A 26,705-nucleotide genomic window follows, 5' to 3' on the forward strand; every position below is an offset into this window, starting at 1 on the left:
AATCCCCCCTCTTACCCCCAAGCCCTTAAGTTACCCTTCAGGCTTTGCTGAGATCTGTTGCCAGCCCCTTCCCGCCTAAACCGGGGGCTCCAGCCTCTTCGTCGCAAAAACTACGCCCCCCCGGGCCAGTTCATGGAAGAACCGACCAGGGGGACGAAACCTGCGGAAGCAGGGGGATTTGAACCCCCGGATGGTTGCCCATCGCTGGTTTTCAAGACCAGTGCATTCGGCCGCTCTGCCATACTTCCAACACGGCTCAAAGCCGCATATGCATCTTACACGCCACCCGCGCCTACCCAATTCCCCTCCCCTCCCGAAAACACCCCACTGCACCCAAACCCATTCGTTAGGGTGGGGAACATGAGCATCACCACCAACGCAATCGTCCAGACCGATCCCGCGAACCCCAGCTCGCTGGCCTGGCAAAGCACCCGCATCGCCGACCCCCAACCCGGCGAAGCACTAGTGCGCATCCACTATGCGGGCGTCAATAGAGCAGACACCCTACAAGCCCAAGGCCACTACCCACCGCCAGCCGGCACCACAGACATCATCGGCCTCGAAGCCGCCGGCGTCATCGAAGACCCGAACGGCGCCACCCGGCCCGACGGCACCCCCTGGCACGCCGGAGACGAAGTCGCAGCACTACTATCCGGCGGCGGGTACAGCGAACTCGCCACCGTACCCGAAGGCCAACTGCTCCCCATCCCCGCCGGATACAACCTGGCCCAAGCCGCCAGCGTGGTGGAAGTCGCCTGCACCGTCTGGTCCAACATCATGATGACCGCCCGCCTAAACAAGGGAGACACCATCCTCTTCCACGGCGGCGGAGGAGGCATCGGCATTTTCGGCATCCAACTAGCCAAAGCGCTCGGCGCCACCGTAGCCGTCACCGCCGGCTCCGAAGAGAAACTAGACGTGTGCCGCCGCTACGGCGCGGATATACCCATTAACTATAAGGAAGAAGACTTTGCCGAGATCCTCGCCGACCACGGCGGAGCTGACGTCATCCTCGACATCATCGGCGCCAAGTACCTCGACCGCAATATCGAAGCCCTCGCCCCGGATGGACACATCGTCATCATCGGCATGCAAGGCGGCGTCAAAGGCGAACTGAATATCGCCAAACTCCTCAACAAGCGCGGCAACATCAGCGCCACCGGCCTGCGCTACCGCGATAATCAAGGCAAGGCCCGCATCGTCGCCGAAACCCTGGGCAACGTATGGCCCCTGCTGGAAAGCGGGAAGATCACCCACCACATCGACCGCATCATGCCCATCGCAGAAGCCGCCGCTGCGCACAAGGCACTGCTCGCCGGAGAAGTCACCGGCAAGATCGTGCTCGAAATGCCGCAGTACTAGCCAGTACTAGCCGCGGGACTTCCGCTGCCGGGCAGTCCTCCTGGGCCACCCGCCCGTCTGCACCAGCACCAACGCCGCCAACACCAGCAGCAGGCCCGCCCACTGCACCACGCTCAGCCGTTCGCCTACAAAAACCACACCCAGGAACGTCGCCGTCACCGGGCTCAGCACGCCCAGGATCGCCACCTGCACCACGTCCAACTTCGCCAACCCGTGGAACCAAATGCCGTACGCAATCAGGGCACCGAAGATCGTCAGATACGCATAACCCGCCACGTTTTGGCCGGTCAGATGGCTCGGCAGCCCCTCCACCACCAGCAACAACGGAACCAAGAACAGTCCGCCGAAAGTCAGCTGCCAACCCGTGACCGCCAGCTGCGGTACCTCATCCGGCTTGCCCCACTTCTTCGCCAGAATCGCCCCGAGCCCCATGCACACACTGGCACCGAGCCCCGCGAGGATACCGCCGGCATTCAGGGCGGCGGCGGGCGTCAGTACCAAACAAGCCACACCCACCACCGCGACAAGCGCGCCGATCACCTGATACGGCTGAATCCGCGTGCCCAGCAGTGGCGGGCTTAAGGCAATGACCCACAGCGGTGCAGTATTCGTGATGATCGCCGCCACCCCGCCCGGCAGCAAATACGCCGCGGCGAACAGCAGTGCAAAGAAGCCACCGATATTCACCACGCCCAGTACCGCGGATTTCCACCACCACTGCCCTTTCGGCAGCTTGCGGAACCACAGCAAAAGCAGCAATCCCGCCGGCAGTGCACGCAGCACACCGGCTAGAAGCGGCCGCCCAGGTGGCAGCAGATTCGTGGTGACGATATACGTCGTCCCCCAGATAATTGGCGTAAGCGCGGTAATCAGTCGAAGCACACGGCTACGCTATCGTACCGACGCCACCACCCGCACCAGCTGGTCCACATCATGGATGGTGTTGTGCGGGGCGAACCCGACGGCGACTGCACCGGCCTGATCCAGCGAGGATCCCAGCGAGGTGGATGCAGTCCCCGTGGCGTTGGCGGTGTGCAGGGCGGAGCTCCCAGCGCTGGTGGCGGGGTTCGCATCAGCATTGCGCCCGTGGCGGCCGCGGCGCGCATTGGCTGCTTGCTCCGTGCGCTGAGCCTGCTGGCTCTGCGGGGCGTGCTCTTCGAACACGCCCATGCGCTCCAACAACTGCGACTGTCCCGGCGCGACCACACCTGCAACCACACCATTGGCCAATAGACGCTGCACCACCACTCCTGCGGGCACACCATCCACCAGGAAACTCACGCGCGGGATCCGGTCGACGGAGGCGAACTCCTCCAACACGTCGCCATCCCCATCCACGCCAATGACATGCACCGTGCCGAGGCTCTGCAAGCCCTCGACCAGGTGTGCAGCCAGCGTCTTCAGATGTTCCGCGGCCTGCGGCAGGCCCGTCTTCAACCGCGAACGGCGAGTGCCACGAGCGGAATCATCCAGGCGAGCCAGGTGATCCACGGCCTCCGAAACGCCACCCAGGAGCCCCTCGGACACACCACCGACACCCACACCGTGCCCAGAGCGGAAAATGGCCTGACGGGTGGCATCGTCCTTAAACACAAGCGCGCCCACACTCGACCCGCCCAAGCTGGCCACATCCAGAGCCAACACATCCGCGCCCATCTGCTCCACATCCACCACGCGATAAGGAGCGAAAGAATCCACGTCCACCACCAACAACGCCCGGGACTTCGCCCGCACACAATCGGCAATGGCACGCACATCCGTCACCGCGCCGACATAACGGTTCGCAGCGGAAACCGCGACCACCGAAGTCTCGTGCTCCACCAGATTCGCAAACTGCCAGGCGGGCAGCACACCGCTGGAAAGATCCGGCTCCGCCCAGCGCACCCGCGCGCCATAAAGATCCGCCGCAGTCTTCCACGGGGCCACATTCGCGGGATCATCAATACGAGACAGCACAACCTCCTGCCCCAGGCGCAACCGCCGGTACAGTGCGTGTGCCAGATTATCCAACAGCGCTGCACGGGAAGCCCCCAGCACCACATTCTCCGGGCGCGCGCCCGTCAGATCCGCAATGGCAATCCGCGCGGAATCCCCGAAAGACTCCCCGATACGCCGGCCCGGACGCTGCGCCCGAGAGTGTGAACCCGTCGCGGATTCCAGCGGCTCCAACAAAGAAGCCACCCTAAAGCTGCGCGCTACCGCCGAGGACACCCGCTCCGGCACCTGCGGAAAATCCTGCGCATTGAGGTACGTCCAGCCATCCGATAACGATGCATACAACCCCCGCACCCGTGGCACATCGAACACTGGAACTCCTTATCTTCCTAGACTGCTTCGGACTTCACTTCTGCCCAACCGATACTAGCCTGCCCGCCGGACAGGCAACACCGTCAGCGACCGTGACCGCCAACACGTTAGCGGGACGCGCCGGGAATAGGAGGTGTTGGCGTCACAAAGTAAAATAAGGTGCCTTAAAGCAACAGCAACTTAAAAGCAGGAACTCATGCCACAGAAAATGCCAGAGGCCGCGGATCTACAAAGGATCACCGCCGCGGCAGACGGCGACATCCCCGCTAGCAACTCCCAAACCTTCGCCGCCGCCTGGGACGACCTCAAGCGCGGCCTGGCGCAACGCGAACTATGGCTCGCGCTCGGCTGGCAGGACATCAAGCAACGCTACCGCCGCAGTACCCTCGGTCCGCTATGGATCACCATTGCCACCGGCGTGATGGCCCTGGCCCTCGGCCTGCTGTACAGCCTGCTATTCCAGCAGGACCTCGCCAGCTTCCTGCCACACGTGGCCGTAGGCCTGATCCTGTGGGGCTTCATCGCAGGCTGCATTAAGGACGGCTCCGAGGTGTTTATCGCCAACGAGGGGCTGATTAAACAGCTGCCGTCGGCCCTGTCGGTACACGTGTATCGCCTGGTGTGGAGGCAATTCCTCTTCCTCCTGCACAACCTGGTGATCTGGCTGGTGCTGCTGGCCGTGTTCCGTCCCTCGCTGGGGTGGGAAGTGCTGCTAGTGGTGCCCGCCATGGCGCTGATGATCGCCAACGGCATCTGGGTGACCATGTTCTTCGGCATTATCGCCACGCGCTTCCGCGACGTCGCCCCGTTGCTGGATTCGCTGGTTCAGCTGGCCTTTTATATGACGCCCATCGTCTGGACGACCAAAACCCTGCGCGAACAAGGCGGGGCAGTGGCCGAGCGAGCTCGCATTGCAGAGATTAACCCGCTGTACCACTACCTGGAGATCGTCCGCGGGCCAATGATTGGCGAGCCTGTGCCTGCGTACCACTGGGGAATCGTGCTGGTACTGACAGTGGCCGGACTGTCGCTGGCGCTACTGGTGATGCGCCGCTGGCGCTTCCGCGTGAGCTACTGGGTTTAAGGAGTTGAAGAAGGAAGCCATGGTTTCGATTGATACATACGACGCGTGCGTCGACTTCCCCATCTTCGATGCAAAGACCCGCTCCATGAAGCAGACGTTCCTGGGGGCTGCGGGCGGCGCGATCGGCAGGAACTCGTCGAATACGGTGATGGTGGAGGCGCTTAAGGGCGTCAATTTGCACCTGCAAGATGGTGACCGGATTGGCCTGGTCGGGCACAACGGCGCCGGCAAGTCCACGCTGCTGCGGCTACTGAGTGGGATTTATGAGCCGACGCGCGGGTCGGCTGTGGTGCGCGGGCGCGTGGCGCCGGTGTTTGACCTGGGCGTGGGCATGGATCCGGAGATTTCCGGGTACGAGAACATCATGATCCGCGGGCTTTTTCTGGGGCAGACGCGGCGGGCGATGCGGCGGAAGATGGACGAGATTGCTGAGTTCAGCGAGCTGGGCGAGTACCTGGAAATGCCGCTGCGTACATACTCGACGGGTATGCGCATCCGGTTGGCTTTGGGTGTGGTGACCAGCATCGATCCGGAGATTCTGCTGCTGGATGAGGGCATTGGTGCCGTGGATGCGGCGTTTATGGCGAAGGCGCGCGGGCGGCTGGTCGAGATGGTGGAGCGGAGCGGCATCTTGGTTTTCGCTTCTCACAGCAACGAGTTCCTGGCGCAACTGTGTGACAGTGCGATGTGGATCGACCACGGAGAAGTGCGGCAGGTCGGCCGCGTGGATGATGTGGTGGAGGCATACGAGGGGCCCGAGGCTGGCGCGCATGTGCGACAGGTGCTGAAGGACTTGGGGCGGATGTAGTTTCCGCTGGTCAAGGTTTCCGCTGGTGGAGCCCCTGCCCTATACAAACCCAGCCTCCCCTACTGTCCCTGTGCAACCCCAACCTCCCCTACTGTCCCTGTGCGACCCTAACCTCCCCTATCACCCCACCTTTCCCACCAGCTCCACCTGTACCCCGCTCATCCAGCCCAAATGTCGTTGAATCGGGAATCTGCCTACCAAACCAGGCCAAACAGCACCCCCAACCGCCCCAGATGTCGTTGAATCGGGAATCTGGCGGCGTGCGCAGCAACCTGCAAATTTCCCCAGCCCCCTGACCTGCACCTTTACAAACTTGCAAACCACTTCCAATAACACATTCCCGATCTAACGACATTTTCCACCCCAGCGAGGCGTGCAGGATGCCCCAACCGGTACACATTCCCGATCTAACGACATTTGGGTAGCTCGGTGGTACCCGGAAGCCCCTTGACAGCACCTTTATCTAGGCATCCGCTCCTCACCTGACGACACTTGCAGGTGTGCAGCCGCGCAGAACCTGGGCTCACATACACCATCGCAAGGGTTTTAGCATCAGAAGATTTTGCGCCTGGGGATAAGTCCCACTTCCGGCAGAAGTTATCCACAGATCAGCGAAAGCTGGGACAAAGATGCACGACAAAAGGTGGTAAAGATACCTCCCATGACGGGGGATAGAACCAAAGCCAGCGTAGCCAAGCCAACCACCGGCCAAACCACCAAGACCAGGTCCGCCAAGCACCACTTGCCAGTAAAACACCTGGTCGATGTGCGCCGAATCGACCCATCCCAGGCTCGCAAGTGGCAGCGCTGGGTGGAAAGAGGCGAAGCCGTCCGGCTCGCGCGCGGTGTCTACATCCCCGCCAGCCTCTGGCGCGAGATCAGCCAAGACCCCAATGCCGAGGCGATCAAAGCGCAGGCCTACATCGTGGCGGAATACCTCCGCTACACCCACAAAATCCCAGCCCTCGCAGCGGGCAAATCAGCGGCCTTCCTCCACGGCCTGCCCCTAGAAAGGTTCGGACCGCCGGAAACGGTGGAACTGGCGTCACCAAAAAGGGCAATGATGGGAAGAAATGGTAGGTCAGAACGTTACCTCGCGGCACCGGGACAAGGCCGGCGTGCCGTACCGATCGCGACCGAGTTCGGCGAGATCTGGACCAGCGGGCTGCTGGATACATGTCATGAGCTGGGGCTACGGCATTCGCTGGACGATGCCGTCATCGCCACGGAGGCCGCGTTGCATACAAAGAAGATCACGTGGCATGAGTGGTGCAAGTGGCTTGACTGGCAGAGTGGACAGCCAATCCGCCACGGCGCCCAGCGCGCCCGCACGGCGGCGCGCCTCATCACCCGCTACTCCGAAAGCCCGCGTGAATCGCAGCTGAAGATCCGCTTCTGGGAACATGGCCTGCCCGCACCATTTCAGCAGGTCAACATACTCAACGAGGACGGCTGGACCATCGGGCGCGTCGACATGTTTTTCGACGTCGGCCTCGCCGTCGAATACGACGGCCGCGAGAAGTACGGCGCCACCACCGACGCCACGAAGCGCGCCCTCCTGCAGGAACGCCAGCGCGAAAACGACATCCAAGCCCGCGGCTTAACGCTGCTGCGAGTTACGGCGGAAACGTACCTATCCGGCCGCGCAATCGAGCAGGTCAGCAAGCATTTCCACACCCTTGCGGCACGCCCGACCCGCCCGCCGTGCGCCCTCTGGAGCGACGGCGCGCTCGCCTGGTCATAGCCATTTTTATCCTTTCTTATTGACGCCCCTCGTTCCCGCCACCTTCACCTCCAGCCTCCCGAACCGTCCTCCCCGACCCGGCACAAACTAGAGATAAAAAGAGAATTAATAAACCCGGCCAGATGAGGCAGCCAAACAGTTAGACTCGGTCAGTGTTACGGCACATGTCGCAGCCCTCACGAGCCCCCTCCAGGGCTGACGTGCAAACTAAACACAAACAATCAGTCATAAAACATCCCAAACAACCACCAAAAACAACGTAGAACCAGGTGAAACAGTTGACCAACCCAGCAGCCGACAACGGTGCAGGTGCCGCAGGCGCAACCGCCTCCGAGGCTTTCAACTCGAAGGCATGGCTGCAGCATTACACGCCGTGGACGCAGCACACCATTGACCTCGACGACCCCGCGGAGAACCCCTCCGGCTTCACCATCCCGCAGGTTTTTTGGCATGCGGTGGAGACCATCGGCGAGCGCAACGCATACTCCTTCTTCGGGAAAGTCACCACCTACGAGGAGTACGGCCACCAGGTTGCCATCGCCTCCCAGGGGCTCAAGAAACTGGGCGTGCAACGCGGCGATCACGTCGCCATCGTGCTGCCGAACTGCCCGCAGGCTCTCATCGCGTTCTACGCCGTTCTGAATGTCGGCGCGGTGCCCATCCTGCACAACCCGCTATACACTGCCGCCGAGCTCAATCATCCATTTAACGACCACGCAGCGAAGGTCGGCTTCTTCTGGGACAAGGTCAGCGATGTCGCTGAGCACCTGCGGCTGGATAGCCCTCTGGATACCGTCATCGCCGTCACACTCCCCGACGAAATGCCAGCTCCGCTGCGCTACGCCTTGAAGCTACCGATCCCGAAGATCAAGGCCATGAAGGACAAGCTCACCGGCCCGGCACCTGCCGCACTCTCCTGGAAGCGCTTCATGAGCTCCGGCGGGAATGGCAAGCAGTCATGGCGTGAGGGCGTCATTAACAAGAAGATCGAACCAAGCGACCCGGCGCTGATCCTGTACACCTCCGGCACCACCGGCAAGCCGAAGGGCGCCGTGCTGACGCACCGCAACCTCATCGCGAACCTCCGACAGGGCCAGACCTGGGTGAAGGGCCTGGGTAAGGGTCCAAAGCAGGAGGTCATGCTGGCCGCGCTGCCGATTTTCCATGCATACGGCCTGACCATGAACATCACGCTCGCCCCGATGATCGGCGGCGAGATTCAGCTGCTACCCGCACCCGAAATGCCGCTGGTCATGCGGGTGATGAAGAAGAACATGCCCTCCTGGATGCCGGGCGTGCCTGCGCTGTACCAGAACATCATGAAGGAGGCCGAGAAGCGCGGAATGTCGATCTCCGGCATCCGCAACTCTTTCAGCGGCGCCAGCGCCCTGCCCGCAGAGACCGTCCGCGAGTGGGAAAGCTCCACCGGCGGCAACATCGTCGAAGGCTACGGCCTGACCGAAACCTCGCCCATTATCGCAGGTAACCCCATGGGCAAGGGGCGCGAAGGCTACATCGGCGTGCCCTTCCCGTCCACCGAAATCCGCGTGGCCAACCCGGATAACCCCGCCGAAACGATGCCCGATGGCGAGGCCGGCGAGCTGGTCGTCCGCGGCCCGCAGGTGTTCAAGGGCTACCTCAACCGCCCGGACGCAACCGCCAAGGCCTTCTACGAGGACTGGTTCCGCACCGGCGACATGGCCGTCATGGAATCCGACGGCTACCTGAAGATCGTCTCCCGCATCAAGGAAATGATCATCACCGGCGGCTTTAACGTCTACCCCGCCGAGGTCGAGGAAGTGCTGTGCGAGCACCCCTCCATCGAGCAGGCCTCTGTCGTCGGTGTGGAGCGCAAGGACGGCTCCGAAACCGTCGCTGCGGCTGTGGTTTTGGCCAATGGCGCTGTTATTGACGCCGACGACTTCCGCGCCTTCGCCAAAGAACGACTTACTGCGTATAAGGTGCCTAAGGTATTCCATGCCTTCCAGGAACTGCCCGCCGACCAATTGGGCAAGGTGCGCCGACGCGAGGTGCAAGAACTGGTGGCGGAGAAGGAGAACGCCTAGAACATGCCCCTGAGCAGGAACGATACCGTCGCAGCAGTGATCGTCACGCACAATCGCGTGGAGCTGCTGGAGGCCTCGCTGCGCCAAGTCGCAGGCCAGGAAGGCGCGGAAGTCGCGCACGTAGTGGTTGTGGATAACGGCAACGACCCGGCGGTGCGGGAGCTGGTGGAAGACGTGTGTGGCTCGCGGGCGCACTACGTGGGCTCCGAGACGAACCTGGGCGGCGCTGGCGGATTCGCGCTGGGATTCCTTACCGCGCTTTCTTTGGGCGCCGATGCGATTTGGTGTGCCGACGATGATGGCAGGCCGGCGGATGCACATGTGCTGGCCACCTTGCAGGAGGTTGCGGAGCGCGAGGGGCTGGAAGAGATCAGCCCGGTGGTGTGCAATATCGATGCCCCGGAGCGGTTGGCTTTTCCTCTGCGCCAGGGGCTGGTGTGGCGGCGCACTTTGTCCGAGCTGGAGGGGTCTTTCCTGCCGGGGATCGCCAGCCTGTTTAACGGCGCGCTGATCAGTGCACGGGCGATGGAGATAATTGGTGTTCCCGACTATCGGCTTTTCATCCGTGGCGATGAGGTGGAATATCACCGCCGCCTGGTCCGCAGCGGCCTACCCTTTGGAACGTGCCTGACCTGCGCTTACCTGCACCCCGACGGGTCGGATGAGTTTAAGCCGATCCTCGGCGGGAAGATGCATACGCAGTACCCGGACAATGAATTCAAGCGCTACTTCACCTACCGCAACCGCGGATACATCATGAACCAGCCGGGCATGCGCAAGCTGCTGCCGCAGGAATACGCCCGCTTCGGTTGGTTCTTCCTCGTGCAGAAGAGGGATCCGAAGGGGTTCGCAGAGTGGCTGCGGCTACATGCGCTCGGTCGGCGCGAGCAGTTCCGCCGGCCAGGTCGGTAGCGCGGGCACGGCTCGGCGCTGGAGCAGGGCCACTCGGTCGGCACACGCAGTTCTAAGAAACTTTTTAAGCACACACACCGGGAAGAATTTTCCTTTTCACCCGGTCGCGGGCGTAGTCTTAAGTGACTATCGCGGTGATCCTGCAAACGCTAGACACCGCCGAGCACTACTTAACCGAGGATCAAGTTAGCCGAAGTGACCGTGTCCGATACCCAGCCTTCCACCATCGCTGAGCCCGCCAAGGCCGCTGACGACGCAGGCGTCAATAAGAAAAACGTCGACGACGCAGCTACCGCATCTGCGCGTCCGCTTTCGCGCGGCCGCACCGTCGCACGGCAGTTCATCCAGTTTGGGATTGTTGGCGCGTCCGGGTTCATCGTCAACCAGGCGATTTTCGTGCTGGCGAAGAAGATCAGCGAGGCCGGATGGGGTATCGACGTGCAGGATGCGTTCCTGAACCTCCTCGGCAGCCAATACCATTTCCGCTGGTACCACGTGTTTTCCGTGATCGCTTTTGCGCTGGCGAATATTTGGAATTTCTGCCTGAACCGCTATTGGACGTTCCGCCACGAACACAAGCGTGCGTGGTGGAAGCAGCTCCCACAGTTCATGGCTGTGGGCGTGTTCGGGCTGATTATCACGCTGCTGGTCTCGACGGCGCTGGTGAATCCGGAGTCACCGATCGCGCTGCCCCACGACTTTTTCGATAACTCCACTGGGCTGCGCACGCGCGCGTACTGGGGCAACTTCATTGGTGTGATTGTGGCCGTGCCGGCGAACTTCCTGTTCAACAAGCTGTGGACGTTCCGCTCGGCGCCGCGCGACCACAAGCGGGTGGTGCGCACGGTCGAGCCGCGGACGGGCGCGGGCAATGCGGCAGGTGCTGACGGTGATGCGGATGACTAACTCTTCTTTTGATGACGCCCCCTCGTCGTCCCAGGGGGGTGGCCTTAGTCGGACGCAACGTATGATCCGTTCGCAGCTGGTGAAGTTTGTGCTGGTCGGAGGGTTCAGTGCCATCGTCGACTTTGGTTCGACAGCGCTTTTCACTTTTGCTTTTGGCTTGAGCGATGGCGTAGCGAAGGCGCTGGGATTCGTGCTGGGAACCCTGACGGCATACTTCATCAACCGTCGGTGGACTTTCCAGGCGGAGCCGAGCGGGCGTCGATTTGCCATAACCATGGCGACCTACGGCCTGACCTTTGCGGTGCAGTGGGGGCTGTACAAGGTGTCGATTCCGTGGCTGGAGGGTTTCGACCTGAATGCGTTCTGGGTGCGTGCGATTAGTTTTGTGATTGCCCAGGGTACGGCGACGGTGCTGAACTTCCTGATCCAGAAGTTCTTTATTTTCAAGCGCTAGCTGGTGGGCCGGGCTGGGTCTGGGTCGGGCTGGGCTGGCTGGTGGGCAGGTGGTCCGGGCGGACTGGTGAGCCGGTGGGCTCGCGGGAGGCTAATTTGGGGGTCTCCGGAGGCTCCGGCAGGGTGCAGATGTCGCTAAAACGGGAATCTGTTAACGAAACCAGTTTGCAATTATCTAAACCCGCAGGTCAGAGCGTTTCCATTTTTCGGAATCCACCGCAAGCCGCGACAGAATCCCGATTCAACGACATTCCGGGCACACAACAACACCCCGGCCCCCGCCTAGTGCTGCAATATGAAGCGGTACATCTCCAGGCGTTCCAGCATCGAACACTGTGGAACCAATGGAACTGCCTGGTCATCGGGCTGAGGTTCCCACTTGCAGGCTCCAACCTGCGCCAAGATGCGCCCGGTCCGGCGCGACAACCATTTGATCTCGCTGGCACTGAGGGCGTCGGCACCAAGAGCAGTATCCGTCGGCGGCAGCTCCGCATCCGCGCGCGTGTAACCAAGCGCCGACATGAAGGCCTCGCTGACCTCCCCAGCTTCCGACTCCACCAGCGTGGACAGTGCAATGATCCGCGCCCACGCAGCGGCGCGCCCGATCTTGCTCTTCTCAATCGGCACATCGGCCAACAACTCGGCGGCGTGCTCGGTGACGTTCGCGGGCCGCTCCAAATCCAATGCCTGCAGCAGCGGAATGAACTCGTACAACGCACCGTCGCGCAGCAGCTCTCGCAGCTCAGGGGTGATTTCCGCGAGGATATTCTCAACGGTGTCCTCACCGGCCAGCGCCACATTCACTTCCGAGATGTCGACCATCGCCGGAATGCCCGCAGGGTGCAGGTGCGCGGCGAACTCGTCATCCTGATTCTTTTTGACGTCATCCGTCTCCGCGGCCTCATCGTCGGAATCCGCAAGGAAGTCAGCAGCCAGGAGGACTGCTTCGTCATTTGCTTCGCCCGGCGCGCCGAACAAGTCCTGGGATGAGGCGAGGAAAGGATCGAAGTGCGAGTCCCGGGAGGGGTCGACGAACTCAATTTCGTCGTGGCGGGTGGTGGTATCCGTGACGGTGACGCTGAAGTCGTATCCGTCGACCTTCAGCACACCGATGGTGCCACGGCGGAAAATATCGCCTAGAGCAGTGCCAATGGAATTCGCTCCTTTTGCATAGACGCGCACGCGCCCGGCGGTGCGGGCGCGGAAGCTCCAGGCAGGATCACTGTCACTACCGGCCTCGGCCTCTCCTGCAGCGTGATCTTCCTTTGTGCCGTAGCAGGTTGGGTGGGCTTCAGGTACTCGGTTCACCCGCTCCGGCCAGAGGAAGCTGGCGAGGATGACGTCAGCGAAGTCAGCCACGCTCATTGCGCTGGAGACGCTGAGGAGCCGCGAGTATCTTCCCACGCCCGGAAAGTGGTGCTCCACGGCTACGGTGAAGACCTTTGTGTGAGCCCCTGATTCCCTTCTTATCCCCATCCCCGGTGTGGACATTACCCCCAGGCTTTCCTGCATTTCCGCCCCCTCGGATCTGCTGTCTGCTGCGCTGTTCGCGTCAGCATCGCCGGCACCGTCACGCCGAGCAGTGCGGATTTCTGAAAGGGAAACCACGCTCCCGCCCGGTGCCACTGCCTCTGTGCTGTTCTCCCCCATTGCTCGCGCAGCACTAGAGCCACCGGCGGATTCATAGCCACCGGCGGCTCCAAAATGTGATGAGCGATTCATGGTTCTCAAGCGTAATCGCGCCTGGCTAACCTCGCTGGGCGAAAACCACCGGGATTGGCTGAGCTTGCGCAAAATCACTGCTCACAGCACCGATGCGCCGGACGCGTAGTTTGTCGAACGCATTGTATTGCGCGATCCACCCGCGCAGCGCCGCTGCCTCCTGCAGTGCGGCAGCAACTGCCAAGCGCTCCACCTCACCAGCGCCACTAGTGCCACCAGCACCATCCCCGCCAGCTCCACCAGCGCCATCCCCGCCAGCGTCACCAGCCTCAGCCCCCCGGAATTCCTCCAGCGGGCGCAAACTTCCCCACGCCGGCTGCTTCTTCCCCGGAAACTCGTCGCTGAAGTGCTGCTTTGCGGAGGCGAGGGCGTCATTAAGCGCAGCCTCCGTAGCTTCCACATCAACCAGCGCAACCTCCTGCGGCAGCACCTTCGCCGCCGCCTCCGGCCCCACGAACAACACGGGGTAGCGCAGCAGTGCGGAGAGCATAGCCCCGCGGTCATCAGTCCCCTCGATCCAATCCGCCTCGGCGGCGAAGCCGTGAATGCCTGCGCCGTCGATCAACCATGCGCCGGAAAAGTCGCCCAACTGCACGTCGGGGTCAGTTTCCACCTGCCAGATGGCGAAGGTTGGGTCGTCTGCCTCGCCGGCGGCGGCCACGACCATGATCGGGTCATAACGGACAGGCTGGGGTGCGGTGTCAGTTGCGGTGTCAGCGGTGTTCTCTGGGGCGGTTGTGCTCATCGTAATTGCAGGTTACCACCGCCACCGGACATGCCCCCTACGCTCGCAGCCGCACCCGCTAAGATCATCCCCATGGCTGATTCCGACTCGTCCTCCGTGCTCTCTTCCACGTTCTCCGCCGTCACCAAATTTTTCAAACGCTCCAAGCCCTCCCCCGCCGAGCAGGAGCACAGGAGTGCACCGGTGCGAATTGGGGGCGTCGGTAAGGAAAGCAGCTACGAGGCTTCGACCAGGACAAACCTGCCGCTCAACGAGTACATGACGCGCCTCATGGCCCAGGAGCTCCCCATCCTCGACAGCACCAGCCGCCAGCGTGTGCGCGATATCCTACGCGACTACGACGGCCCAACCATCACCGAGCCGGAGGAACTGCCGGAGGAAATCCGTCAGATCATGGAACTGTACTAGCAACTAGCGACTAGCGCCGTTCTTGCTTCTTGCACCTGCCACACGCCCTATTTTTGTGACGCCACCCACACCGCAACTGCGAAAACGCTGGCAACTTGTACTTCACGTAGCGCCGCGCCCCGGGGATGTCGTGCGCGGGCGCTAGGGTAGAGAACATGGAATTGCACACCAGCACTCGTACCCTCACCGGGTGGGGACGTACGGCCCCCACGACCGCCGAAGTCCTGTCTACCCAGGATGTCGATCAGATTGCTGCCGCCGTTGCGCGCGTGGCCGACGATAATGCGGATAAGCCCAGCCACCTCCAGCGTGGCGTGATCGCTCGCGGCATGGGCCGCAGCTATGGTGATCCGGCGATGAACGGTGGCGGCCTCGTCATCGACATGCAGCAGCTCAACCGCATTCACAGCATCAATCCCGATACCGCCATCGTGGATGTGGATGCTGGCGTGACATTGGATCAGCTGATGAAGGCCGCGCTGCCATACGGCCTGTGGGTGCCGGTGTTGCCCGGCACGCGCCAGGTGACCATCGGTGGCGCTATCGGCCCGGATATCCACGGCAAGAACCACCACTCTGCCGGTTCCTTCGGCAACCATGTCCGCTCCATGGAGCTACTGGTGGCTGACGGGCGTGTGCTGCACCTGACCCCGGAGGGCTCCGCGGACGATCCGGATGGCGAGCTGTTCTGGGCCACCGTCGGCGGCATGGGCCTGACCGGCATCATTCTGCGCGCGACGATCGAGATGACGAAGACGGAGACCGCGTACTTCATCGCCGATGGCGATATGACGCACTCCCTGGACGAGACCATCGCGTTCCACTCCGACGGCTCGGAGCACAACTTCACGTACTCTTCCGCCTGGTTCGATGCGATCAGCCCGGAGCCGAAGCTGGGTCGCGCGGCGATCTCCCGTGGCTCCCTGGCCACGCTAGATCAGCTGAAGGAGTACGCGCCGAAGCTGGCGAAGGATCCGCTGAAGTTCAACGCGCCGCAGCTAATGACCGTGCCGGATATCTTCCCGAACTTCACCATGAACAAGCTCTCCATGGTTGCCATCGGCGAGCTGTGGTGGCTGAAGTCCGGTGAGTACCGCAACCAGGTGCAGAACCTCACGCAGTTCTACCAGCCGCTGGATCTGATTGGCGAGTGGAACCGTGGCTACGGCTCCAAGGGATTCCTGCAGTACCAGTTCGTCGTGCCGACGGAGGCGGTGGAGCCATTCAAGGAGATCATCCGCGATATCCAGGCTTCCGGCCACTACTCCGCGCTGAACGTGTTCAAGCTGTTCGGCGAGGGCAACAAGGCGCCGCTGAGCTACCCGATGCCAGGCTGGAATGTCTGCGTGGACTTCCCGATCAAGCCGGGTCTGGGCAACTTCTTGAACGACCTGGACCGCCGCGTGATGGAGTTCGGTGGCCGCCTGTACCTGGCCAAGGAGTCGCGCACTTCCGCCGAGAACTTCCACAAGATGTACCCCGGCCTGCCGGGTTGGCTGGCCACCCGCAAGAACATCGACCCGACGGGTGTGTTCGCCTCCGATATGTCCCGCCGCCTCGAGCTGTAGCCCCTGCCCACAATAGTTGCCCCCCCACCCCGAAAGAAGAGTCACAATGATTGATGCCGTTGGCAAACCCCAGTCCATCCTGCTTCTCGGCGGCGCGTCCGACATGGGCCTCGCCGTTGTCGAGGAGTTCCTCTCCCGCGGTTCTGCCCGCGTGATCCTGGCCGCCCGTCCTGGCGAGTCTTTGGACGACGCCACCTCACGCATGAACGCCGCCGGTGCCAGCGAGGTCGTCACCGTTCCCTTCGACGCAGTGGATTTCGATTCCCACCCGCAGGTGTTCGAGGAGATCTTCAGCCATGGCGACGTGGACCTGGCCATTGTTGCGTTCGGAATCCTGGGCGATAACGAGAAACAGTGGACCAACCAGAAGTTGGCTGTGCAGGCCGCACAGGTGAACTTCACCGGCGCCGTCTCCGTCGGCGTGCTGCTGGCGGACTACATGAAGAAGCAAGGCCACGGCCAGATTGTGGCGTTCTCCACCGTTGCCGGTGAGATGGTTCGCCGCTCCAACTTCGTCTACGGCTCCACAAAGGCTGGCCTGGATGGCTTCTACCGCATGCTCAACGAAGCTCTGCGCGGCTCCGGCGTGCGCGTACTGACGGTCCGCCCGGGCCAGGTCCGCACCAACATGACCAAGGACCTCGAGGATGCCCCGCTGACCGTGGACAAGGAAGACGTGGCCAAGGCGATCGCCAAGGCCGTGGATAACCGCAAGTCCCTGATCTGGGTGCACCCCCTGTTCCGCCCGATCATGCTGATCCTGAAGCACCTGCCGCTGCCGATCCTGCGCAAGCTGCCGCTGTAGCTCCCCAGAGCCCCCACTCTGGAGTTTCACCGGACCCCTCACCAGCCCCCTCACCGGCGGGTCCACCATCTCCTCACCCGCGCACAAAGCACAAGCGCCGCCCACACCCTGGACGGCGCTTTGTCGTTCCCCTTCTAGTTCTTCTGGTCCCCTTCTAGTTCTTCAGATGGCCTGGATGGGCGGACTCTTTGGCGTCCAACTTCAGGAACGCCGACAGCACGATCAGCGCCGCCGAAACGAAAGCCGCCACCAAGAACGCCACGTGGATGCCCTGGCCCACCACCTGCTGCTCGGCCAGAGCCGGATCCGTCGCTGCCAAGCCAGCCAGCTCCGCCGCGTTGCTCGAGGCATAGCGGGTGGAGGCGAACGTCATCACCGCCACGAAGATTGCCGTACCGGCACCACCGGCAACCTGCTGGAACGTGTTCAAAATTGCCTGCCCGTGGGAAGCCAGAGAATCCGGCACGGCCGCCAGAGCGTTGGACATAAGGGGCGTCATCATCAAAGCAATACCCAGGTTCAATACCACCGTAAGGACCATGAGCTGCACAAACGCCGGCCACGTACCAGAGCCAACCCACCCGAACAGGCTCTCCGTCTGCTCCAGGGCGGCAAATCCCATCATGCCAATCGCGATCAGGATGCTGCCGGGGATGATCAACGGGCGGGTGCCGCGCGCGTCATAAGCCCGGCCAATGGCAGGGCCGAGCAGCCCCATCACCAGACCGCCGGGCAGGGAAACCATGCCGGTCTTCAGCTCCGACAAGCCCGCAACGTTCTGCGCGTACAGCGGCATCAGAATGATGAAGCCGAAGAGCATAGAGAACGTCAGCAGCAGCAACCCCAGCGACAAGTTGTACTCGCGCACGCGCACCGGCTGCAGGTTCAGCAGCGGGGTGGCCTTCGGCTTATCGCTGCGCTCCAGGGAACGCTGGCGCAGGAAGAAAAGCACCAGGATAACCGAGCCGACAGCCAGGATGAGCAGGCGCTGCACCGGCACCCCATCAGCCAACTCGGACAGACCAGCCAGGCCGTAGACCAGGCCCGCGAAGCCAAATGCGGAAAGAAAGACGGACAGCACATCCAGGGACGGGCGCGTCGGCTCCTCGAAGTTCTTCACCAGGAACAAGCCCGCGACCAGGGTAATCAACACCAGCGGGGCAACCAGGATGAAGATCCAGCGCCAGCCCAGGGCCTCCAGCACCACACCGGAGAACGTCGGCCCCAGCGCCGGAGCCACCGCAATGACCACCGAGACCAGGCCAAAGACCGCGCCACGGCGGTCGATGGGCACCAGGCGGATGATGGTGGTCATCAGCATCGGAATCACCAGCGCCGTGCCGCTGGCCTGCACCACGCGGGCAACCAGCAAAATCGGGAACGTCGGCGCGGCTGCGGCCAGAATCGTACCTATCAGGAAGGCTGTCAGCGCCGCGATGTAGATCGACCGCAACCGAAACCGTTGCATGATGTAGCCGGTCATCGGAATGACGACGGCCATCGTGAGCATGAACGCTGTAGTCAGCCATTGCGCTGCATCAGCGGTGACGCCAAATTCTCCCATCAAGACGGGGAGGGCCACGGCCAAGGTGGTTTCGTTGAGAATCACCACGAACGCTGCGACAACCAGCATGCCGATGAGCAGTTTCGCGCCCACCGCGGGCTCCTCTGGAGGGGTCGAGTGGCCCGCGCGATCGGGGCTGCGATTTTCGGAAATGCTTTCCGTTGACGCGACCGCGTTGGCTGGAGTGGTGGCGCGGTCGGGATCGGCGGCGTCAGAAAAAGGCTTTTTAGACAAAAGTATCCCTCCGAGACAAGAAAAGACGGGTGCACGAACGCACCCGCGAACCCTGGATACTTTACACCAGGTGTGCTGCGCCTGAAGGGGATAAACGCTGTGGGCTAGCGCTCCAGCTCGCCCTGGGACTCGTCGGTCTCGAGGGCGTTTGTGCCACTGCCCGAGTTCATCTGGGCGCGGATTTCCTCCAGGCGGGAGGCAGCACGCATGTCGTTACCTGCAGCTTCGATTTCTGCCATGCGGCCCTGCACGGAGTTTTCTACAAGCTCCTGGCTGCCGAGCGCCTGGGCGTAGCGCTGCTCGATCTTCTCGCGCACGCTATCCAGGGTCGGCACATCGTCGTTTTGCACTAGGCCATCCATCTGTTGCATGGAGTTGGCGGTAGCTTCCTGCATCTTCGCCTGATCTACCTGGGCGCGCAGCTGGTTAATCTGCGCCATCTGCTCCTCGAGGCGGGCAGCGGACTGCTGTTGTTGCTGCTGGGCCTGACGGGCGGCCTCCTCCGCACCGGCGTACAGCTGCTTGGTTTCGTCCAGCTGCTGTTCCACCGAGACCAGCTGGGAGGCGAACAGCTCCGCGGTCTGGTTCAGGTCGTTGGCCTTGGTCTGGTCGCCAGCAGCAGCGGCATTGTCGGCCTGTTGGATGGCGGTGCGGGCATTGTCCGATAGCTTCTTCGCGTCCTGCTGAAGGCGGTTCATCTTCATCTCCAGCTGGTTACGGTTACCGATCACGCGGGCTGCGCTTTCGGAGATCTGCTGGTGCTGCTTGCGGGCAGCCTCCGTGGCCTGCTGGATCTGTACATGGGGATCCGCGTTCTCCTCGATCTTCGTGTCGAGGGACTGCATGAGGTATTTCCAGCCCTTAGAAAATGGATTCGCCATGGGAAAGCTCCTGTATCGGACGTGATGGTGTGGTCAATTTAGCTGCATTGCAGCCTGTTGAATTCCAGCGTACTGGCTTTTGGCGCGGCGCACGGAGCGAATGGGCGGGCGGCGGAATCAGGGATACGTTAGAGAGCCTTCAGGTGGACTACCGGGGCGTTCATATCCCGCCCGGTTAGGTGCAGCAGGTCTAGCTTCACTTGTTTGAGGGAGACGACCTCCATCACCGGGTCTGGGATGGGCGCCTCGCTGGGGACCAAGCCCAGCTGGTGCAAAACGTCCCCCGCACTACCGGAAATATCCACCTTCACCGGGATCGTGGAGATCTCGGCTAGCGCGGGAACGGCCTCCAGGGACGTCGCCTCCACCACGACCGGCCCCTCGACTACATATGTCTCCACCTTTGAGCCGGTCCGCAGCATGCCATCGCCCCACTGGCCCGGCAGCTGGATCTGCAGGTTCTTAATTTGCAGGCGATCCCCGGTGATGCGTATTAGGTCACGGCGGCCGTGCTCCGTGCCCACGGAATCCACGCTGATGCGCACATTCCCCTTGAAGGTCACGTTGTCGGCGGTGACCTGGCCGACATCGCCCACGCGGGCGGGCTGCGCCACACTGTACGGGGCGTTCGCGTTCAGGATGCCCACGCCGGTCGCGATACCCACTGCCACCAGCAAGGCCGCTACCGTCGCGGAGTACCCACCGCCGGACAGCGGCGCATCGCCATCCGCGCCATCCCCGCCGTCGCCTACGCTCTCCCCAGTCGACTCAGCCGACTCTGCCGACTCAGCCAACTCTGCCGACCCTGCCGGCTCTACAGCAGTGGCCTTAGCTTTCTTCCGCTTGCCGTCCCCCGGCTCCCACGCCAACGCAAACGCGCCGCCGAAAATCCCCAACAGCGAGCCCAACAAAAAGCCGCCGATATTCGAGGCCGGCAGCGCCACCAAAGACAGCAGAATGGCGAACACACCCAGGTAAACCGATGTCGAGGGCTTCAGCCAGATCCCCAGCCCGAACATGATCTGCGCTGCTCCGAGGAATAGCGTGGATACGCCCGACAGCGTGGAGATCATCACCAGCAGGTCGGAGATGCGCACGGTCAGATACGCGGGCGTCATAATCACAACACCTGACAGCAGCACCAGCAGCCCCGGTACGAACGGCCGACCGCGGCGCCACTCGGCAAAGCGCGCGAGCCGGCCCTTGCCGCCGCGCTGCGTACCTACCCCCGAACTCGCGTTGCCTTCGCTAGCAGGCATTCTCGGTCCCTCGCCGCACACTCGCCTCCACTCCAGAAACGTTCAGCTGCTTGGCCCCGACGGACGTGGCGACGATCTTGTCGGCCACCACCTGTACTCTCCTCGAGTGCAGACCCCACGCGTCGTCCGGTGCTTCGGGGTTGACCTGCTTGGCGTCGATACCAAGGTTAGGATCCGCCATCCGCAAGCTGCCCTTGATGTCGGTCGACCCAACAATCAGATCCTTCGCGTCCACACTGTTCTGGCCAGTCGCGCGCACCGCCAGGGTCGCCTCGCCGACGGCGGGCAGGTTCGGCACGGTGGTGGAAAGGCACATGTCAGAGGCCTTTGCGTCCTGCAATTTCACGCGTGCGACGGGCAGATGGTTGTCACCCTTTAAGTCGTTATCCATGAACAGCGAAAAGTCCTGCCCGGAAAGGTGATCGATCGTCACGGTGAAAAAAGAACCAGACAGCGCGAGGTTCGCGGAAATGCCGCCTTTCGCCACCGCCATTCCGGTTCCGGCGAATCCAACCAGCCCAGCGGTCAATGCAATCGCTGCTTTCCTGGCGTTGATTCGTCCCATTCTGTGCGCCTCCTCTTGTAATGCCCTCAAGCATTATCCCTGTGGTGGCGCCGATGCGCGAATCGCTGGTCTATTATTTTTTGTTTCGGTTCGAGGCCACCCGCGCTAGCCCCTCAGCCCACACACTGCGCGCGAGACCGGCCAGCGTGCCTACCACGCAGTCTTTACTGCTCCTTGGCCTGCTCGGCCTCGATCTGCTTGCGCACCTCGTCCATGTCCAGTTCCTCGGCCTTGGCGATGAGCTCGTTCAGCGCCTTCGCCGGGAGCAGGCCGGACTCGCGGGCCAGCAGAACACCATCGCGGAACAGCATCAGCGTCGGGATCGACTGGATCTGCAGCGCAGCGGAAAGCTCCTGGTTGGCCTCAGTGTCGACCTTGCCGAACACAGCCTCCGGGTGCTCGTCAGAGACCTGTTCGAAGATGGGCGCGAAGCGCTTACACGGACCGCACCATTCCGCCCAGAAGTCCAGCACGACGATGCCGTCGCCCTGCACGGTGTCCTGGAAGTTAGCTCCGGTGATTTCGATGGTCGCCATTTGTTTCCCTTCGGGTCGATTGTGCTTGTCCAAAAACTTTGTTGTTGGCGCCCCGGTGAAAGGGGGCGAGCATGTTTTCCAACATTACGCAACGGTCGCTTTATTCCACGTTAGAGTTCTCACTATGTCTATTTATGACGCCAACGCGAATCCATCTAGCACTTTCAAAATGTACAAGCAGCTTGCGAACAAACCGTTCGGAAACGGTTTGTTCTCGGCTGCGGCCGGCTTTAAAGCACCATACTTCCTCACCGTACAGCCTCGGGTGCAAGAGCTGCGCCCGGGCTTCTGCAAGGTTCGGTCGAAGAAGTGGTGGCTGCTGAACAACCACATTGGTACCTTCCATGCCATTGCGGCCTGCAATGTCGCGGAGTTTGCAATGGGGATGCTGGCCGAGGCCTCGATTCCCAATACGCACCGGTGGCTGCCACAGGGCATGCGAACTCAGTACTTGAAGAAGACGAAGGGCAGCCTGACGGCCACCGCCACTGCCGAATTGCCGGACTTCGAGAAGATCACTCAGGAGTCTGGCGGACAGACCGTGACGGTGAAGATCCACTTCGCCGATGATGAGGGCAAGGAATCCACCTACGCGGAGATTGACATCTGGGTGACGGCCAAAAAGTAGCGCAGATACCTGGTACGTTTGCGCGGCTCCCGGCGACGTACACGGCGTCGTAGCGTCCGCACCCGCGCGAAGGCTCCTCAGGCGCCAGCAAGTAGCGCCCCGCACCACAGCGCGAGGAGGAACACCGCGCAGCAGACCACTGCCATCCCCACCACGCCCACAATACGGCGAGCGGGCTGGGGCCGGGTGAAGACCTCCACCATCACCGTGGAGAACGTGGTGAAACCGCCGGCCAAACCAATGCCAAGCAGGGGATATAAAATGTCCTGCGTCTCGCCTGCACTGGTGGATCCGGCGGCTCCGTCAAGATGCTGCGAGGTGTACCCAAGCACTAAACCCAGCACGACTGTGCCGAGGAGGTTCACCACCGCGAGGCTCCACAAAGGTGCCCAACCATGCTTGGACTTTAGGTGAGTATCCAGTACGTAGCGAGCCGCCGCTCCCGTCCCGCCTCCGAGGGCGACGGCTAACAGCTCAATGAGGGTTGCTCCGGTGTTCATCGTGCGCCACCTCTGTGGGGCTCATGGGGATCCTGGGGCTCGTCGGCGCCGTCGGCTGCGCGTCGCAGCCGCGCCAGCTCATTCAGATCCCGCCCGAGGCGCAGCCCCATCGCAGCTGCACATAGGCCAAGTGCCAGCGTAAACACGCCGTAGGTTCCCCCGATGAGGATGGTAGAAGCTGAATCGGTGGTGGCGTCAACAGCCGCAGCAAGCGAGCTAAACGACGTAAAACCGCCGAGCACTCCCGTGCCCCAGAACGTGCGACGTGGGTGGGCAGAATCCGGGATCATCCCGACTAAGAGCCCTAAAAGGAGCGTCCCCAGGACGTTAACCACCAGCAATGCGATGTCTCCTAGAGGGATTCCTCCAATGATGTTCAGCGGCGTGGCTGCGCCGGGCACGTATGTGGGATCGCCGAGGGCGGGAATCCAGACGGTCAGCGTCCAACGAATAATCGCCCCCAGCGCGCCGCCGAGGAAGACCAGGGCGACGGGCGGAAGGCGATTCATAAGTGCAATGTTACCCAGCTGGCAGCGCGACCAGTCGAGTTGGGCGGCCACAACGGCCGGTCAGGTTAGCTCTGCTTGACGGCGGAGATGTCGAAGTTCAGCGTGATCTTTTCGGAGACGAGCACGCCGCCACCATCAAGAGCGGTGTTCCACTCCAGGCCAAAGTCGCGGCGGTTAATGCTGGTGGAACCCTCGAAGCCGACGCGGGTCTGGCCCCATGGATCCTGTACCTCACCGGTGAAATCGAAGTCGATGGTGACGGGCTTTGTCACATCCTTAATGGTCAGGTCACCGGTAACGCGGAGGGTGGATTCGCCGGCGGCGGTAATGTCCGTGGAGGTGAAGGTGATGTGCGGGTACTTCTCCGTGTCGAAGAAATCACCAGTGGTCAGGTGAGCGTCGCGGTCGGCATTGCGGGTATCGACGCTGTTGACGTCGATCTTGACCTCGATCTTTGCGCCTTCCAGGTTCTCGCCGGTGGTGGCGGTGCCCTCGAAGTCGGTGAATGCGCCACGAACCTTGGTGACCATGGCGTGGCGGGCGACGAAACCAATCTCGGAGTGCGCTGCGTCGATCTGGAAGTTGCCGGAGTAGTTGTTGACGTTGGTCATGTTGAACCTTTCAGTTGGTGTGTCAGTTGATTACTTCTTTTGATGCGCTGGCCTCAAAGCTATGCCCTGTTAGTTGATGTGTCAACTATTTTGACCGATATGCGATACTGGTGCACATGACACAAGAAGACACCTCTCCCCCGCTACACAACGATGCGAACAAGGGGACAAAGTGGCTGAACAGTCGCGAACAGCAGGTGTGGCGAGCGTGGATCAATGCCCACATCCACATCAATGCCGAACTAGCGCAGCAGCTGTCGGCGGAAACGTCCCTATCTCTGGCGGACTACGAGGTTCTGGTTCACCTTTCGGAAGCACCGGACCACCAGCAGCGAATCGTCGCGCTGGCAAACATGATGCAATGGAGCCGTTCGCGCCTTTCGCACCAGATCACGCGCATGTCTAAACGCGGTCTTGTGCGCCGTACAACTTGTGACGCCGACGGTCGCGGGGCCTACGTAGTCCTGGAACCCGCAGGCCTCGAGGCGATAACCACCGCCGCCCCCGGCCACGTGGCAAAGGTGCGGGAGCTGGTCTTCGACCAGCTCAGCGACGCAGAGATTGAGCAGTTCTACGAAATTCTGGCGAAACTAAACGGGTAACCCTAGGCACTGGTTCCTAGGTGCCTAGGTTCCGGCACTAAGGCATGGGGGAGATATCGCGGGCCATGTCGGAGAACTTAGAGAATTGCAGCTGGTTGGCAACAGTCACGGTGCCGATCGGGCCGCCACGGTGCTTAGCCAAGATAATGTCCGCCTCACCCGCACGCTCATGGTCGGGGTTCTGGGAATCAGGGCGGTTGATCAGCATAACCATGTCGGCATCCTGCTCCAGCGAACCCGATTCACGCAGGTCAGAAACACGCGGGAGAGCATCGTCACCACGCGACTCCACACCACGGTTCAGCTGCGAAATCGCGATCACGGGCACATTAACTTCCTTGGCCAGAAGTTTGAGCTGACGAGAGAACTCCGAGACCTCTTGCTGGCGGGATTCCACACGCTTACCGGAGGACATCAGCTGTAGGTAGTCCACCACAATCAACTGCAGATCCACTTGTTGCTTCAAGCGGCGGGCCTTGGAGCGGATCTCCATCATCGTCAGGTTCGGCGAATCGTCGATGTAAATCGGCGCATCTTCAATCTCACCGATGCGCACCGTCAGCCGATCCCAATCATCGTCAGTTAACTTACCGCCGCGCATGGAGGCCAGGCGCACCTCCGCCTCTGCGGAAAAGATGCGCATCATCACCTCCGACTTGCTCATTTCCAAGCTGAATAGCGCCGATGCCTTGCCATGCTCAATGGAGGCAGACCGCATGAAGTCCAGCGCCAGCGTAGATTTACCCACACCGGGACGCGCCGCCACAATCACCATCTGTCCACCGCGCAAGCCATTAGTTAGATCGTCAAGATCCTTAAAGCCGGTGGGGATACCCATTTCGATGCCATCTTGGCTTTCCAGCTGCTCGATCTCCCCCACCGTCGATGCGACCAACTCCGCGAAGACCTCATAGTCCTCCTTCGCGGCATCGTTGGTGATGGCGAACATCTCCTGCTGTGCGCGGTCCACCACGTTGTCTACATCTGCACCCTCGGTGCCCGCATAGCCCAGCTGCACAATCGTGGTACCGGCCTGCACCAGGCGACGCAACGTGGCCTTCTCTCGCACAATCGAGGCGTAGTAGCCCACGTTTGCGGAGGTCGGAGTCTTTTGGATGATGCTATGCAGGTATCCCGCACCACCGATGAAGCCCAGCACGCCGTCGCGGTCCAAGCGCCCGCCGAGGATGACTGGGTCGACTTCCTTACCCTCGCCGTAGAGCTGAAGTATGGCGTCAAAAATAGTCTTGTGCTTCGGCACATAGAAGTCATCGCCGACAAGGACTTCTACGACATCCGCGATCGCGTCCTTGTTGAGCATCATGCCGCCGAGCACACCCTGCTCGGCCTCCGGGTTCTGCGGCATCTCGCGGACGATCTGCTGGGTGCCCGAACCTCCGCGACGCCCACCGCGGCCACTGCCGAAGTCACGGCCGCCGGCGAAATCCTGGGATCCGCCGAAGTCATCAAACGGCTCGTCGGGCAGCGGGGCGCCGTCGTCGAAGTTCATGCCTGCATTCTTGCTCATGTCGACCACTTTAGTGGCAGCACCGGACAACCTCGAACCCCGCCCTGTGCCCGCTTTTTGTGCTCACCCACCCCATGCGAGAGCAACTTGTGAGGGCATTGCAAATCAAGTTATCCACAGGCGCTGTGAATATACCTGTGGAGGAAATGTGCATAACTTCCAATAGCCCAGGACGGGTTGTGGATAACCTGTGGACAGTCAACGCCCTCACCTGCACTTTCTTCCATTATCGCAGGTCAGAGGCGTGTGACTGGTGTGAAAACCTCTTTTTTCATCGGTGGATAACTTGGGGATAAACAAACCTGCAGGCCAGGCGATTGCCCTTCTGTAAACGCCCAGGTCGCCTGAACGTTCAAAATATTCACGTATTATTCACCTTCGGCGCGGAGTTTTGCACA

General features: G+C 61.7%; 26 protein-coding genes and 1 tRNA gene. 13 read left to right on the forward strand and 14 right to left on the reverse strand.

The annotated features are described in order from the left end of the window. Nucleotides 1-163: 163 nt before the first annotated feature. Nucleotides 164-248, reverse strand: a tRNA-Ser gene (locus AC06DS_RS02685). A 112-nt stretch (nucleotides 249-360) separates the two neighbouring features. On the opposite strand from AC06DS_RS02685, the gene AC06DS_RS02690 reads away from it, so the two are divergent. Next, on the forward strand, nucleotides 361-1,362 hold the full coding sequence (locus AC06DS_RS02690) for an NAD(P)H-quinone oxidoreductase (RefSeq protein WP_477100923.1): 1,002 nt from the start codon (nucleotides 361-363) through the stop codon (nucleotides 1,360-1,362). 6 nt (nucleotides 1,363-1,368) lie between these two features. Here AC06DS_RS02690 and AC06DS_RS02695 read toward each other — a convergent pair whose 3' ends face one another. Further along, nucleotides 1,369-2,244 (reverse strand): EamA family transporter, encoded by an 876-nt coding sequence (locus AC06DS_RS02695; RefSeq protein WP_477100924.1) that lies wholly within the window; start codon nucleotides 2,242-2,244, stop codon nucleotides 1,369-1,371. Nucleotides 2,245-2,253: 9 nt separating this feature from the next. Beyond that, on the reverse strand, nucleotides 2,254-3,669 hold the full coding sequence (locus AC06DS_RS02700; protein ID WP_477100925.1) for an aminotransferase class V-fold PLP-dependent enzyme: 1,416 nt from the start codon (nucleotides 3,667-3,669) through the stop codon (nucleotides 2,254-2,256). A 196-nt stretch (nucleotides 3,670-3,865) separates the two neighbouring features. On the opposite strand from AC06DS_RS02700, the gene wzm reads away from it, so the two are divergent. The 7 genes from wzm to AC06DS_RS02735 all read left to right on the forward strand — a co-directional run bounded on the left by wzm (nucleotide 3,866) and on the right by AC06DS_RS02735 (nucleotide 11,643). Then, entirely contained in the window at nucleotides 3,866-4,753 is an 888-nt protein-coding gene (gene wzm / locus AC06DS_RS02705) for a galactan export ABC transporter permease subunit Wzm/RfbD (RefSeq protein ID WP_293792011.1), read from the forward strand. A 19-nt stretch (nucleotides 4,754-4,772) separates the two neighbouring features. Further along, nucleotides 4,773-5,561, forward strand: coding sequence for a galactan export ABC transporter ATP-binding subunit Wzt/RfbE (wzt, locus tag AC06DS_RS02710; protein ID WP_293792013.1), 789 nt, complete (start codon nucleotides 4,773-4,775; stop codon nucleotides 5,559-5,561). Nucleotides 5,562-6,222: 661 nt separating this feature from the next. Then, nucleotides 6,223-7,305, forward strand: a complete 1,083-nt coding sequence (locus AC06DS_RS02715; RefSeq protein WP_477100926.1) for a hypothetical protein — start codon at nucleotides 6,223-6,225, stop codon at nucleotides 7,303-7,305. Nucleotides 7,306-7,583: 278 nt separating this feature from the next. After that, nucleotides 7,584-9,371, forward strand: a complete 1,788-nt coding sequence (locus tag AC06DS_RS02720; protein ID WP_477100927.1) for a long-chain-fatty-acid--CoA ligase — start codon at nucleotides 7,584-7,586, stop codon at nucleotides 9,369-9,371. 3 nt (nucleotides 9,372-9,374) lie between these two features. Then, complete coding sequence (gene glfT1 / locus AC06DS_RS02725) at nucleotides 9,375-10,283, forward strand: galactofuranosyltransferase GlfT1 (protein ID WP_477100928.1); 909 nt, start codon at nucleotides 9,375-9,377, stop codon at nucleotides 10,281-10,283. A 180-nt stretch (nucleotides 10,284-10,463) separates the two neighbouring features. After that, complete coding sequence (locus tag AC06DS_RS02730; protein WP_477101167.1) at nucleotides 10,464-11,189, forward strand: GtrA family protein; 726 nt, start codon at nucleotides 10,464-10,466, stop codon at nucleotides 11,187-11,189. Beyond that, a complete protein-coding gene (locus AC06DS_RS02735; RefSeq protein WP_477100929.1) occupies nucleotides 11,182-11,643 on the forward strand; it encodes a GtrA family protein in 462 nt (153 codons plus the stop codon). Before AC06DS_RS02730 ends, AC06DS_RS02735 begins: the two co-directional genes overlap by 8 nt. A gap of 281 nt (nucleotides 11,644-11,924) precedes the next feature. On the opposite strand, the gene AC06DS_RS02740 is transcribed toward AC06DS_RS02735, so the two are convergent. Together AC06DS_RS02740 and AC06DS_RS02745 are read right to left on the reverse strand one after the other, a co-directional pair. Then, a complete protein-coding gene (locus AC06DS_RS02740) occupies nucleotides 11,925-13,364 on the reverse strand; it encodes a hypothetical protein (protein WP_477100930.1) in 1,440 nt (479 codons plus the stop codon). A gap of 25 nt (nucleotides 13,365-13,389) precedes the next feature. Further along, nucleotides 13,390-14,109 (reverse strand): hypothetical protein, encoded by a 720-nt coding sequence (locus tag AC06DS_RS02745; RefSeq protein WP_477100931.1) that lies wholly within the window; start codon nucleotides 14,107-14,109, stop codon nucleotides 13,390-13,392. A gap of 183 nt (nucleotides 14,110-14,292) precedes the next feature. Here AC06DS_RS02745 and AC06DS_RS02750 point away from each other — a divergent pair, with 183 nt between their 5' ends. The 3 genes from AC06DS_RS02750 (at nucleotide 14,293) to AC06DS_RS02760 (ending at nucleotide 16,890) form a co-directional block, all read left to right on the forward strand. Next, complete coding sequence (locus AC06DS_RS02750) at nucleotides 14,293-14,517, forward strand: hypothetical protein (protein ID WP_448307970.1); 225 nt, start codon at nucleotides 14,293-14,295, stop codon at nucleotides 14,515-14,517. Nucleotides 14,518-14,672: 155 nt separating this feature from the next. After that, a complete protein-coding gene (locus AC06DS_RS02755; protein WP_293792024.1) occupies nucleotides 14,673-16,085 on the forward strand; it encodes an FAD-binding oxidoreductase in 1,413 nt (470 codons plus the stop codon). Between the two features lie 46 nt (nucleotides 16,086-16,131). Further along, nucleotides 16,132-16,890: a decaprenylphospho-beta-D-erythro-pentofuranosid-2-ulose 2-reductase gene (locus AC06DS_RS02760; RefSeq protein WP_293792025.1), complete on the forward strand. Its 759-nt coding sequence runs from the start codon at nucleotides 16,132-16,134 to the stop codon at nucleotides 16,888-16,890. Nucleotides 16,891-17,044: 154 nt separating this feature from the next. Here AC06DS_RS02760 and AC06DS_RS02765 read toward each other — a convergent pair whose 3' ends face one another. From AC06DS_RS02765 to trxA, 5 genes are all read right to left on the reverse strand, one after another. Further along, on the reverse strand, nucleotides 17,045-18,688 hold the full coding sequence (locus AC06DS_RS02765) for an MDR family MFS transporter (protein ID WP_477100932.1): 1,644 nt from the start codon (nucleotides 18,686-18,688) through the stop codon (nucleotides 17,045-17,047). A gap of 104 nt (nucleotides 18,689-18,792) precedes the next feature. Next, on the reverse strand, nucleotides 18,793-19,569 hold the full coding sequence (locus tag AC06DS_RS02770; protein WP_293792028.1) for a PspA/IM30 family protein: 777 nt from the start codon (nucleotides 19,567-19,569) through the stop codon (nucleotides 18,793-18,795). A gap of 128 nt (nucleotides 19,570-19,697) precedes the next feature. Next, nucleotides 19,698-20,828 carry a DUF6114 domain-containing protein gene (locus AC06DS_RS02775; RefSeq protein ID WP_477100933.1) on the reverse strand — a complete coding sequence of 377 codons (1,131 nt, stop codon included), beginning with the start codon at nucleotides 20,826-20,828 and terminating at the stop codon, nucleotides 19,698-19,700. After that, on the reverse strand, nucleotides 20,818-21,393 hold the full coding sequence (locus AC06DS_RS02780; protein ID WP_477100934.1) for a DUF6230 family protein: 576 nt from the start codon (nucleotides 21,391-21,393) through the stop codon (nucleotides 20,818-20,820). Before AC06DS_RS02780 ends, AC06DS_RS02775 begins: the two co-directional genes overlap by 11 nt. 164 nt (nucleotides 21,394-21,557) lie before the next feature. After that, entirely contained in the window at nucleotides 21,558-21,929 is a 372-nt protein-coding gene (gene trxA / locus AC06DS_RS02785) for a thioredoxin (RefSeq protein ID WP_005292458.1), read from the reverse strand. On the opposite strand from trxA, the gene AC06DS_RS02790 reads away from it, so the two are divergent. Then, entirely contained in the window at nucleotides 21,919-22,557 is a 639-nt protein-coding gene (locus tag AC06DS_RS02790; RefSeq protein ID WP_005292460.1) for a hotdog fold domain-containing protein, read from the forward strand. The two genes, trxA and AC06DS_RS02790, sit on opposite strands and share 11 nt — an antisense overlap. 77 nt (nucleotides 22,558-22,634) lie before the next feature. Here the strand turns inward: AC06DS_RS02790 and AC06DS_RS02795 are convergent, their stop codons facing one another. The 3 genes from AC06DS_RS02795 to AC06DS_RS02805 all read right to left on the reverse strand — a co-directional run bounded on the left by AC06DS_RS02795 (nucleotide 22,635) and on the right by AC06DS_RS02805 (nucleotide 24,177). Further along, entirely contained in the window at nucleotides 22,635-23,057 is a 423-nt protein-coding gene (locus AC06DS_RS02795) for a fluoride efflux transporter FluC (RefSeq protein ID WP_476728224.1), read from the reverse strand. Then, on the reverse strand, nucleotides 23,054-23,566 hold the full coding sequence (locus AC06DS_RS02800; RefSeq protein ID WP_477100935.1) for a fluoride efflux transporter FluC: 513 nt from the start codon (nucleotides 23,564-23,566) through the stop codon (nucleotides 23,054-23,056). Before AC06DS_RS02800 ends, AC06DS_RS02795 begins: the two co-directional genes overlap by 4 nt. Before the next feature lie 65 nt (nucleotides 23,567-23,631). Further along, the gene (locus AC06DS_RS02805) at nucleotides 23,632-24,177 is read right to left on the reverse strand and encodes a YceI family protein (protein ID WP_477100936.1); all 546 of its coding nucleotides are present in this window, start codon (nucleotides 24,175-24,177) and stop codon (nucleotides 23,632-23,634) included. A 116-nt stretch (nucleotides 24,178-24,293) separates the two neighbouring features. Between AC06DS_RS02805 and AC06DS_RS02810 the strand changes: the two genes are divergently transcribed. Further along, nucleotides 24,294-24,779 carry a MarR family winged helix-turn-helix transcriptional regulator gene (locus AC06DS_RS02810; RefSeq protein ID WP_473963808.1) on the forward strand — a complete coding sequence of 162 codons (486 nt, stop codon included), beginning with the start codon at nucleotides 24,294-24,296 and terminating at the stop codon, nucleotides 24,777-24,779. Between the two features lie 37 nt (nucleotides 24,780-24,816). Here the strand turns inward: AC06DS_RS02810 and dnaB are convergent, their stop codons facing one another. Then, the gene (dnaB, locus tag AC06DS_RS02815; protein WP_448307875.1) at nucleotides 24,817-26,307 is read right to left on the reverse strand and encodes a replicative DNA helicase; all 1,491 of its coding nucleotides are present in this window, start codon (nucleotides 26,305-26,307) and stop codon (nucleotides 24,817-24,819) included. Nucleotides 26,308-26,705: the final 398 nt, after the last annotated feature.

Source organism: Corynebacterium sp. TUM25015, from assembly GCF_056393505.1.